The 11,136-nt window shown below is 71.7% G+C and carries 7 protein-coding genes; 4 read left to right on the top strand and 3 right to left on the bottom strand.

The window, feature by feature from the left end; genetic code table 11:
* The 3 genes from NJ376_RS21515 to NJ376_RS21505 all read right to left on the bottom strand — a co-directional run.
* The coding region (locus NJ376_RS21515) for a two-partner secretion domain-containing protein (RefSeq protein ID WP_252955340.1) at positions 1-3,764 on the bottom strand (3,764 nt) is incomplete at its 3' end.
* 57 nt (positions 3,765-3,821) lie between these two features.
* Positions 3,822-5,573: a ShlB/FhaC/HecB family hemolysin secretion/activation protein gene (locus NJ376_RS21510; protein WP_252955339.1), complete on the bottom strand. Its 1,752-nt coding sequence runs from the start codon at positions 5,571-5,573 to the stop codon at positions 3,822-3,824.
* A gap of 280 nt (positions 5,574-5,853) precedes the next feature.
* A complete protein-coding gene (locus NJ376_RS21505; RefSeq protein ID WP_252955338.1) occupies positions 5,854-7,077 on the bottom strand; it encodes a UbiH/UbiF/VisC/COQ6 family ubiquinone biosynthesis hydroxylase in 1,224 nt (407 codons plus the stop codon).
* Between the two features lie 192 nt (positions 7,078-7,269).
* Between NJ376_RS21505 and NJ376_RS21500 the strand changes: the two genes are divergently transcribed.
* The 4 genes from NJ376_RS21500 to NJ376_RS21485 form a co-directional block, all read left to right on the top strand.
* Positions 7,270-7,608 (top strand): P-II family nitrogen regulator, encoded by a 339-nt coding sequence (locus NJ376_RS21500; protein ID WP_252955337.1) that lies wholly within the window; start codon positions 7,270-7,272, stop codon positions 7,606-7,608.
* Positions 7,609-7,718: 110 nt separating this feature from the next.
* On the top strand, positions 7,719-9,050 hold the full coding sequence (locus tag NJ376_RS21495; RefSeq protein WP_305880013.1) for an ammonium transporter: 1,332 nt from the start codon (positions 7,719-7,721) through the stop codon (positions 9,048-9,050).
* Positions 9,051-9,493: 443 nt separating this feature from the next.
* The gene (locus NJ376_RS21490) at positions 9,494-10,318 is read left to right on the top strand and encodes a TorF family putative porin (protein ID WP_252955336.1); all 825 of its coding nucleotides are present in this window, start codon (positions 9,494-9,496) and stop codon (positions 10,316-10,318) included.
* A 157-nt stretch (positions 10,319-10,475) separates the two neighbouring features.
* Positions 10,476-11,136: DNA translocase FtsK 4TM domain-containing protein (locus tag NJ376_RS21485; protein ID WP_252955335.1), on the top strand; the 661-nt coding region annotated here is incomplete at its 3' end.

Genomic DNA, 11,136 nt, shown 5'->3' with positions numbered 1-11,136 from the left:
GTGCCCGTCAGCTCCACCCCGCCCGAGCTGGCGACGGTGACGCCGCCAGTGGCCACGGTGAGCGCGCCGCGGGAGAAAAGGGCGACCCCGCCGGTCGCCGTGCTGGCAGTGACGCTGCCGATGAGATTGCCGGTGGTGGCGTTGTTCGCCGTGGCCAGCGCCACGCCGGTCTGCGCCGTGGCGGTGAGGCTGCCCGCATTCACCACGCCGGACGCGGACTGGGTGATGCCGCCGGTGGTCGCCGTGAGGCTGAGGGCAGTGGCGGCGACCGGTGCCTGCAGCGCCAGGGCCCGGGCGGTGAGAGTCACGGCGCTTGGCGTAACCGTGCCGCCGATGCCGCTCACGCCGCTGCTGCTGTCGCTGACGATGGTCAGGGTGGTGGCGAGCGGGTCGGTGCTGCTGACGGCGATGGTGCCGCCGCCGCTGCTCGCGGCCGCCAGCTCGTCGATGCGGTTGCTGGCGCCGGCGCGGGCGAGGTCCACATTGCCGCTGGCCTTCACCACCACCCGGCCGACATCGATGTTGCCGCCGCTGTGCAGGACGTTGGCGACGCCTTCGATCTCGAGTACGCCAACGCGGCCGCGCAGCGCCACGTCGCCAAGCACCGTCAGGTCGGCGCCGACCGGGGTGAAGCGCAGCCGCGTCGCTGCGACCGTGCCGCCGCTCGCGCCGCTGCCCCCCAGCAGGCCGAGCTCGGTCGCGTTGAGGTAGATCCCCGCCGGGTCGCCGCCACCCTGGTCGCCGCCGATCCCGATGACCAAGCCGGGACTGACGGTGCGGATGTTGATTTCGCCATCGGGGGCAGCGACGCGGTCACCGATGTCGAGATCGCCGGCGCGGATCTCGATGCCGCTGGAACTGCCGGTGACCTTGGCTCCGATGGTCGTCAGCCCGGAGCTTTCCAGGAAGATCCTTCCGGCATCGGCGGTGACCGCCGCGCCGATGGTCAGGGCGCCGAAGGTGCTGACGCTGATCTGGCCGAGATCGGCCCGCAGCGTGCCGGTGCCGCCGGTGGTGAGGTCCCCGGTGAGGTTGGCGATCTCCAGATTGCCACTGCGGGCGCGAACAGCGCCTAGGATCTGCGTCGCCGTGCCGGTACCGGAACTCCTGTTGAGATCGACGCTGCCGGCATCGATCCCGCCCGTCGCGGCAACCGTCAGGGTGCCGGTGGTGTCCGCCCGGAAGGCGGCGCTGTCGGCGAGGACGACCGGGGCATCGATCGAGAGATCCGTCGCGACGATGGTGGCGTTGCCGCCATTGGAGGTGACGGCGCGGGTCGGGCTGCCGGTGCCGCCGCGGTTGCGGCCGGCGGCCAGGCTGGCGAAGGCGTTCAGGCTGTTGTCCAGCGTGATGTCGCCACCGGCCGAGGCGGCGAGCGAGCCCGCGGTGATGCGGCCGCTGGCCGTCTCGCTGATGGTCGCCGTGCCGCCGGGGTTGTCGAAACCCGCGCCGGTGCGCAGCACCACCTGGCTGGCGCCGGCATTCACATGCGCGCCGATCGAGATGCCGCCGGCGCCTTCCAGGTCGATCAGCGACCCGCCGCTGCCGATGTCGCCGGCGATGGTGAGCAGTCCGATGCCGGTGCGGAGCTGCACCGCGCCGCCGGCGGTGAGGCCGGTGACGGTGAGCGCATTCGCCGCCACCACGCTGACCGCGGCGGAGGAGGCGACGCTGAGGTTGCTGATGGCGTTCGCCGCTTCCAGCGTCACCGCCCCGGCATTGGCGCCGGTCGCGCCCTGCACGATGAGGGTGTTGGCGGTGATGATGCCGTTGGCGGCATCGGCGGTGATCGCGCCGTCCGAGCGCAGGGTCAGCGCATTGGCGTCGCCGACGTTGACCGCCTTCTGGAGGCTGATGCCGTCGGTGCCGGTGAAGGTGCTGCTGGCCGCCGCCGTCACCGCCTCGTTGATCGCCAACGTCGTCGCCGCGGTGAGCGTGGCGCTGCCGTTGAAGACGGTGATGGCGCCGCCCACGGTGATGCCGGTGGCGGAGGCGAGGGTCAACGCGCCGCCGGAGGGCGTCTCGCCGCCCGCGCCCAGGGTGATGACGGCATTGACGAAGATGCCCGGCGTGCCCGTGGTGCCGGTGGTGCGCAGCGTCAGGTCGCCGCTCGCCTTGTTGATGGCGGCATTGACGTTGATGGTCTGGACCGCTTCCAGCACCAGGTCGCCGTCGAAGGCGCTGACGCTGGCGGCGCTGAGGGTCAGGGTGGTGCCGGGATCGTCGCCCGCTGCCACGTCGCCCGGGGCCGCGCTGCCGGCGGCGGCGATGGTGATGACATCGGGGTCGAGCGAGAGGGTTCCGGCGCGCCCCGCCGGCGCGCCGACATCCACCGCCGCCAGCAGGTTCGGCGCGCGGATCCCGGCCAGCGCCGAGACCTCGACGAAGCCGCCATTGCCGCCCTGCGGCCCGCCGCGGGCGGACAGCGTGCCGAGCACCGTGGTGAGCGCCGAGCTGTTGACCGCGATGGTGCCGCCATTGCCGCTGGCGGTCGCATCCGCGACGAGGCGGGCGCCCTCTTCCAGCGTGGTGTTGGCCGCCACGGGCTGGTTGCGGCCGAAGCCGGCAGTGCCGAGGCGGATATCGCCGCCCCCGGCCTTGCCCGAGACGTCCACCTTGCCGCTGCCGGCGACGCTGGCGCTCTCCGTCGCCTGCACCGCCACGCTGCCGCCGCGGGCGCCTTGGCCGGTGCCGCGCGCCGTGACCGTGCCCTGCACCCGCGCCGCCCGGGTGCGGGTGCTGCCGATGGCCACGCCGCCGCCGCCGGCGCCGCCCGAGGCATCCACCCGCGCGCCCTGCGCCACCGTGACCGTGCCGCTGGCCGTGGCCGAGACGCTGCCGCCGCGCTGCCCAGCCCCGCCAGTGGCGGCGACATTGCCCTCCACCCGGACATTGCCGCCTTCCGCCCGCAGCGCCACCATGCCGGTGCGCCCGCCATCGGTCGCCGCGCTGATGCGGCCGGTGTTGCGCACCAGATCCTCCACCAGGCCGGAGGCGGCGCTGGCGGAGATCAGCACGGAGCCGCCAGAGGCGTCGATGACGCCGGAATTGGTGACGAGGGCGGCGCTGCCGTCCGGCGCGCTGCGCACCGCCTGGGTGACGTCGATGGAGAGCAGCCCGTCGCCCGCGAGGTCGAGGCTGTAGGTCTCTGCCCCCTGCAGCGCCACGCGGCCGAGGCGGGCGCGGATGGTGCCGGTATTGGCGACGCGCGGCCCGACCAGCGCGGCGAGGCCGCGATCCGCCACCGTCACCTCGCCATGGTTCTCGACGCGGGCGCCCGGGTTGGGCGCGCCGTCGAACACCATCCGGCCATTCATGAAGTTCTGGTTGGTGATGTTGGCGGCTGAGGCGATGAGGCTGCCGACATTCACCTGCGCGCCCTGGGCGAAGACGACACCGGACTGGTTGACGATGGCGACGCCGCCATTGGCGGTGATGCGCCCGGCGATGACCGAGGGGTCCGAGGTGACGACGCGGTTCAGCGTCCAGGAGGAGGCGGAGGGCTGCTGGAAATTGACGCTCTGCTGGCTGCCGACGTTGAAGCTCTGCCAGTTGATGGCGGCGCGGTCGGTGGTCTGGTGGATGGTGGTGGTGTTGGGGGACTGGCTGATGCTGGCGCTGCCGGCCACCACTTGCCCGCCGGTGGGCCGGGCGTTCGGCGCCACGCTCTGCGCTTGCGCGGCGCCGATCGCCGGCAGCAGCGCCGTCGTTCCCAGCAGCCACGCCCTGAGCGCGCGCTTGCCCGTCATGCTCGCACCGGCCATCGGCCCACCCCTCATGGCCCGGCCGGCGGCCGGGCGTCCCATGCCCACCGACCGGTCCTAGAAGCGGACCAGCGTGCGGAAGATCAAAGACGTCTCGTGCAGCGCATCGGCCGCCGCGCCGTCCGGCCGGCGCACATCGCGATGCACGCCCTCAAGGTCGAACTGCACCGCATCGCTGATCAGCAGCCGGACGCCGCCGCCCCAGGAGGCGATGCGGCGGTTCGGGTCGTCGCGCCGGTTCTCCACCGTGCGGGCGATGTCGCGGAAGATGTAGAATTGCGGCGCGAAGCGGTTGTTGCCCAGGGCGGGCGTGATCGGCAGTTCGAAACCCAGGTCGAATTGCAGCTCCAGCGCCAGGCCCCAGGCCTTGTCGCCGGTGATCTGGCCGGCGTAGTAGCCGCGGCCGAGCCGGTTGCCGCCGACATAGTATTTCTCCGCCTGCGGCAGGACATCGTCGCTGTACTGACCGGAAAAGAGCGCCTGCACGCTGAGCAGCGAGCCTTCGAAGGGGGAGAAGAGCGGCTGGGTGCGCTGGATCTCGCCGGTGAGCTTGCGGAAGCCGAAATCCTCGCCGCCGCTGCGGCCGGAGAGGGGATAGCCGTTGCGGGTGGCGCCGAGGCCGGTGACGCCCTGGTGCAGCCGGATGCTGCCGAAGGTGGTGGCGGCAGGGAACCAGGGCAGCCAGCTTTCCAGCAGCTGCGCGTCGAGTCCGGCGCGAAGGATGCGAATGGCATCGCGGCTGGCGCGGGTGCGGCCGCTGGTGCCGGTTTCCACCTCGCTCTCGAAGAAGTCGAAATTGCCGACGGCGTAGAGGTTGAAGGGCCGGCTGCGCACGATGGGATAGGTGAGGCCGACGCCGCCCACCGTGGTGCGGCCGAAATAGCCGATCTCCCGCAGCGAGCCGGAGGGCCGCGTCTCGCCGGTGCCGGCATAGAGCCGCATGCGCAGGCCGGAGCCGCCGAGGAAGGTCTCCACCGAGGCCTGGGCGAACCACTGCGTGCTGTTCGGCGCGCCGAAGAAGGAGAGCTCCGTCCGCTCGCCGAAGCTGGTGAGGGAGTTCACCCCGGCGACGAACAGCCCCTGCCAGGGCCCGACCAGCCGGTAGCCGCGATTGTCGATGTTGACGTAGCCGGAGACCGCTTTCCGCTCGACCTGGGCGACGAGCTGCAGCGCGCCGGGCTCCGTCTGCAGCGGCCGCAGCGTGCCGCGGACGGTGAGGCCGGGGATGTCCGAGGCGAGCAGCAGGGCGCGCTCCACCGCCGCGGTGCTGACCGGGCGGACGCCGATGAGGCGGTTGAGGAAGCGCAGCACCTGGGTGCCGGCGGGGCCGATATTCTCCGCATCGCCTTCCAGCTTCACCTCGGCGATGAAGCCTTCGGTGACGGCGAAGGTGAGGTCCACGAGGTTGCTGTCGGGGCGGCGGGTGACGCCGGCATTCACCGCAGCGAAGGGAAAGCCGCGATCGCGATAGGCGCGGAGGATGCCGAGCCGGGATTCCTCGATGCGCGCCAGCGGCACGGTGCTGTCGGCGAGGCCGGCGATGGCGGGGGCGAGCTGCGTCTCCTCGATCGCCTCATTGCCGGTGATGCGGACGGTGCCGATGTGCAGCTCCACCGCGGCGCCGGGACCTTCCTGCCGGCGGAGCGGCGGCCCTTCCACCGAAGGGGCGAGGCGCGGCGTGGCGGGCGGGGCGGCGAGGTCCACCGGGTTCCGCAAGGGCGGCGGTGCCGGTTGCGCCGATGCCTGCTGCGCCAGGGCCATGGCCGGCAGCGCACAGCTCACGAGCAGCGCAAGACGCTTCCCCCGCATTCTAAACCCACTCCATTCCCCCTTAGGCGACTATCCGCTTTGATACGGTTCGTCAATCAGTGCGCGATATTCAGGAGAATTTTTCGCGCCATGGCTGGGTTTGCCGGGGGCGGGGATTTCAGGCTGTAACGACTTTCACGCGGAAATAGCTGTCTTGCGAACTATCGGGCAGGACTGCAGCCATTCATGCTACATCGCGGCAGCCGCATGAGGCCTTGCCGGCGCATGCGGCAGCGCTGCGCCGCCCGCCGCGCACCGGCGACGGCAAGGCCAGGGCGCCTCAGGCCAGGCCCATCGCCTGCCGCGCGAAGGCCAGCTTCAACCGCGGCATCCGGTCCACCGCCGCGATGCCCAGCCGGCGCGCCCAGCGGATGGGCGCGATGTCGTTGCCGAACAGCCGCTCCAGCGCATGCATGCCGGAGAGCATGAGCAGCGTATCCGGCCGCCGCCGCGCCTGGTAGCGCGCCAGCACCTCCGGCGCGCCGGGATCCTCGCCGGCCTGCCAGGCGGCGGCCACTTCCTCGGCCAGCGCCGCCACGTCGCGGAAGCCGAGGTTGAGCCCCTGCCCGGCGATGGGATGCACGCCATGCGCCGCGTCCCCCACCAGCGCCAGCCGCGTGTCCATCCAGCGCTCCACCTGCAGGGCGGAGAGCGGGTAGGACCAGCGCCGGCCGATCATCCGCACTGCGCCGAGATGGCCGCCGAGGCGCCGCCGCAGCTCCCGCGCGAAGGCGGCGTCGTCCAGCGCCAGCATGCGCCGCGCGATCGCCGTGCGGTCCGCCCAGACGAAGGCCGAGGCATGCGGGAAGGCGGCCGTGCCGAAGCCGCCGGGGCCGGAGAGCGGCAGCTGCGCGAAGGGGCCGTTGGGCAGGAATTGCTCCAGCGCGACATTGCCGTGCGGCTTCTCATGCGCGAAGGCGCCGACCATGCCGATCTGGCGGTAGTCGATGGTGGCGCAGCGGATGCCGGCCTCGCGGCGCAGCTTGCTGTTGCGGCCTTCCGCCGCCACCACCAGCCGGGCCCGCAATTCCTCGCCGGTGGAGAGCAGGATGCGCACGCCTTCCGGCCTCCGCGTCACCTCGGCCTGGGCAGGGGCGAAGACGCGGAGGTTGGGCAGCAGGGGCAGCCGGGCGTTCAGCGCCACGCGCAGGCCGCGCGCCTCCACCATCCAGCCGAAGGGCTCGTCGCCGAGCTCGGCCGCGTCGAAATGCAGCGAGAGGGGGGAGGCCGGCTCGCCCGGGCGGCCATCGGCGACGCGGATCGCCCGGATCGGGCAGGGCGGCTCCGGCAGGTGGTCCCAGATGCCGGCCCCGGCCAGCAGGCGCTGCGAGGCGAGGGCGATGGCATAGGCGCGGCCGTCGAACTCCGGCAGCTCCATGGGCGGCAGCGGCGCCTGGTCGATGACCGCGGTGGGCAGGCCGGCCCCGGCCAGGGTGGCGGCCAAGCTGGCCCCCACCGGCCCGGCACCGAGGATGCAGACGGCAAGCTCTTCTGCGTGGTTCATGCCGGACACTCGCAGGGGAAGGCCGCGCCGTCCAGGCCAGGCGCCCGGCATGCCTGCCTCCTGCCCAATGCTGCCCAAATAACGGGCAGATCTGCCCGCTGGCGCAAGGAATCGCGGAACTCCGCCGGGTTCCGCCGTGGCACGGGAATTGAAGGCACGTCACCAGCCGGACCGAAGGAGGATAACGGGCAGATGAAGCTGGTGATGGCATTCATCAAGCCCTTCAAGCTGGACGAGGTGCGCGAAGCGCTCACCCCGCTCGGCGTGCAGGGGCTGACGGTGACGGAAGTGAAGGGCTTCGGTCGCCAGAAGGGACAGACGGAGATCTACCGGGGCGCCGAGTACCAGGTGAGCTTCCTGCCCAAGATCAAGATCGAGGTCGTGGTGCCGGACGATCTGGTGGACGGCGTCATCGAGGCGGTGGCGAAGGCGGCTCGCACCGACAAGATCGGCGACGGCAAGATCTTCGTGCTGGATGTGGAGCGGGCGCTCCGCATCCGCACCGGCGAGACCGACACGGCCGCGCTCTAGTGTCCTGCCCGCGCGGTTCGCCGGATGTCCGGCGGACGGAGCGGATCAGCAGGCCACTGACAGAGACGCGCGCCCGACCCATAGCGGACAGGATACAGGGGACAGATACGATGAGGATGCCCGTACGCGGCCTGGCCACCGCGGCCGCCATGCTGCTAGCCGCCGCGCCGGCGCTGGCGCAGGACGGCCCGAAGATCGATACCGGCGACACCGCCTGGATGCTGACCAGCACCGCCCTGGTGCTGCTGATGACGATCCCGGGGCTCGCCCTCTTCTACGCCGGCATGGTGCGCAAGAAGAACGTGCTCGCCACCATGATGCAGAGCTTCTCGCTCGCCGCCATCATCTCGGTGGTGTGGATGGTGGCCGGCTACAGCCTCGCCTTCGGCGAGGGCGGCGCCTATATCGGCGACCTCTCCCGCCTCTTCCTCGCGGGCCTCGCCGAGAACTGGGACAAGCCCTTCACCCTGGGCAGCGGCGACGGCGCGGTGGCCTTCACCATTCCCGAGACGGTCTTCCTGACCTTCCAGATGACCTTCGCCATCATCACCCCGGCGCTCATCACCGGTGCCTTCGCGGACCGGATGAAGTTCAGCGCCATGGTGGTCTTCTCCATCCTCTGGTCGCTGCTGATCTACTCCCCGATCGCCCATTGGGTCTGGCACCCGAACGGCTGGATCTTCGGCCTCGGCGCGCTCGACTTCGCGGGCGGCACGGTGGTGCACATCAATGCGGGCGTCGCCGGCCTGGTCGCGGCCATCGTGCTCGGCAAGCGCCTCGGCTACGGCACCGACAACATGTCGCCCTTCAACCTGGCCCTCGCCGTGGTCGGCGCCAGCATGCTCTGGGTCGGCTGGTTCGGCTTCAACGCCGGCTCGGCGGGGGGGGCGGGTGCCCGCGCCGGCATGGCCATGCTGGTGACGCAGGTGGCCGCCGCCGCCGCCGCGCTCGGCTGGCTGTTCGCCGAGTGGGCGACGAAGGGCAAGCCCTCCGTCCTCGGCGCCATCTCCGGCGCGGTGGCGGGCCTCGTCGCCATCACCCCGGCCTCCGGCTTCGTGCTGCCGGTGCCGGCGCTGATCATCGGCGTGGTCGCCGGCCTCGCGGGCTACTGGGGCGCCACCGCCCTGAAGCACATGTGCGGCTATGACGACAGCCTGGACGCCTTCGGCGTGCATGGCGTCTGCGGCATCGTCGGCTCGCTGCTGGTCGGCGTCTTCGCCTTCGGCCCGCTCTCGGCCACCAGCGCCGCGCCGGAGGGCATCAGCGGCTCCTTCGACCAGTTCCTGCTGCAGCTCTACGCGACGGTCGCGGTCTTCGTCTTCACCGCCATCGGCACCTTCATCCTGCTGAAGGTCACCGATGTGGTCGTCGGCCTCCGCGTCGCGGAGGAGGAGGAGCGCGAGGGCCTCGACGTCACCCAGCACGGCGAGCGGCTGGCCTGAGTTCCGGACCCGGCGGGGCCGCGGCCCCGCCGGAGGCCGAAGGACGCCGCGCGGCACGCCGCGCGGCGTTTTTTTTGCGGCTCGCCGGCCGCACAATACCGCCCAAGATACCGCTTCCTGCATCTTGCAACGGATACAGAAGACCGTACCGGTACAGCCCGCGGACCTGCCCCCGGCTCAGTACTGATCGCACGGCCGGCAGCGCTGCGCGCAACCCGCTTGGCTTCGACCCTGCCCCTGCCCTGATCTTCCGCGATGGCATGGCGTTTTGCCTAAATTTATGGCATTTTTATTTCAGCTTTATATGGGACCGATGCTAGAGCGCGGCCCGGTCCTTGCTACGGCGATCGGGGAGCCACCGCCCGAGCGCCGGGTACGGCGCCCTCAACCGAGCCAGCCACCATGGCACCCCGCCATGAGCAGCCATGCGCACAGGAAGGTCTATGTCGCACTCCGAACCAGGTTCCCCGCTCGCCAGCCGGCTGCGCCGCTGGCTCTTCGCCGCCGCCGCGCTGGTCCTGCCGGCGGTGCCCGCCACCGCTCAGACCACCATCGACAGCCTCGGCCTGACGGTGACGGTCACGCCCGCCATCGCCAGCGACTACCTGTTCCGCGGCATCAGCCAGACCCGGAACAATTGGGCGTTCCAGGGCACGCTGGACGTGCAGCATGAAAGCGGCGTCTATATCGGCGGCTTCATCAGCAACGCCAAATTCCTCGCCGGCCCGTACAACGACACGCGGCAGGAACTGGACGCCCTCGCCGGCTACCGCTTCGAGCTCGCCGGCATCTCCTTCGACCTCGGCTATATCGGCTATTTCTACCCGGGCCAGGACAAACCGGGCGGCACCCAGCTCAACGAATACCACGAGGTCTCGCTGAAGGCCTCCTACACCATCGATGCCGTGAAGCTGCTCGGCGCCTTCAATTACTCGCCGAATTTCTTCGGCCGCTCGGGCGAAGGCTACTACGTCGAGGGCGGCGCCGACGTCACCCTGCCGCTGGACTTCACCGCCTCCGCCCGCGTCGGCTACCAGTGGATCCAGCGCAACACCGCCGCCGATGGCAGCCGCTACTTCGGCGCGCCGGACTATCTCTGGTACTCCATCGGTGTGTCGCGGGAGATCGTCGGCGGCGTGACCGCCTCGCTCGGCTGGTACGGCACCACCATCAAGCGGGCCGACTGCTTCGCCGTGGCGGAGCGGGCCGACCAGGGGCAGCGGGTCTGCGAGGGCCGGGTGCTCTTCACCATCAGCCGCGTCTTCTGAAGGCGGCGCCCGCCACAGGCGGGGCAAGGGGCGCCGGCCGCAGGGCCGGCGCCCTTCTATGTCTCCTGGGCCGAGACGGGCGCCCGATGGAATTTTCGTCCCGGCACAAGCGGTTCGCGTGTATATCTGCGGCGGAACCTCAAGCCAGTCGAACGGAATGCCCCGCGCCGCCTCTGTCTCCTCCGACCGCGCCTCTGCCGGCGTCCGCCGCTTCGCCTCCCCCGCCGTCCGCGCCGCCATAAGGCGCCGGATGTTCGAGGTGCTGGGGCTGGTCTCGGGCCTTGCCGGCCTGGCCCTGCTGGTGGCGCTGGCCAGCTACAGCCCGGCCGACCCCTCGCTCTCCACCGCCACCACCCAGCCGCCCGTCAACCTGGCCGGGCCAGCCGGGGCGGTGCTGGCGGATATGCTGCTGCAGGGCTTCGGCTGGGCCGCCGCCCTGCCCGGCCTCGCCCTGCTGGCCTGGGCCTGGCGGCTGGCCACGCAGCGCGGCCTCAGCCTCTTCCCCGCGCGACTCGCCGCGCTGCTGGCCGGCATGCCAGCGCTCGCCGCCGCCCTTACCCTGGCGCCCATGCCGGGGCCGGCCGAGGGCCTCGCCCCGGGCGGGGCGGCAGGCAACATCCTCGGCGGCGGGCTGCAGCGCCTGGCCGAGGGCAGCTTCGGCCCGCTCGGCACGCTGATCGGGGACGGGATGCTGCTGTCCCTCACCCTGCTGCTGGCGGTGCTGGGCTTCGGCCTCTCGCCTTCGGAATGGCTCGGCCTCGGCCGCGCCGCCCGGCGCGGGGCCGTCGGGGCGGCGCGGGTCGGCGGGGCGGGGGCGC

The sequence above is a fragment of the Siccirubricoccus soli genome, assembly GCF_024178315.1.
GTDB classification, from domain to species: domain Bacteria; phylum Pseudomonadota; class Alphaproteobacteria; order Acetobacterales; family Acetobacteraceae; genus Siccirubricoccus; species Siccirubricoccus soli.
Note: the sequence above shows the minus strand (reverse complement) of the source record. Positions and strands in the feature narration are given on the sequence as shown.

Excerpts from the sequence above, each read along its gene's own strand:
- NJ376_RS21505 (WP_252955338.1), bottom strand. The coding sequence starts at position 7,077 with ATGAACCACGCAGAAGAGCTTGCCGTCTGCATCCTCGGTGCCGGGCCG.
- NJ376_RS21495 (WP_305880013.1), top strand. The coding sequence starts at position 7,719 with ATGAGGATGCCCGTACGCGGCCTGGCCACCGCGGCCGCCATGCTGCTA.
- NJ376_RS21510 (WP_252955339.1), bottom strand. The coding sequence starts at position 5,573 with ATGCGGGGGAAGCGTCTTGCGCTGCTCGTGAGCTGTGCGCTGCCGGCC.
- NJ376_RS21490 (WP_252955336.1), top strand. The coding sequence starts at position 9,494 with ATGTCGCACTCCGAACCAGGTTCCCCGCTCGCCAGCCGGCTGCGCCGC.
- NJ376_RS21500 (WP_252955337.1), top strand. The coding sequence starts at position 7,270 with ATGAAGCTGGTGATGGCATTCATCAAGCCCTTCAAGCTGGACGAGGTG.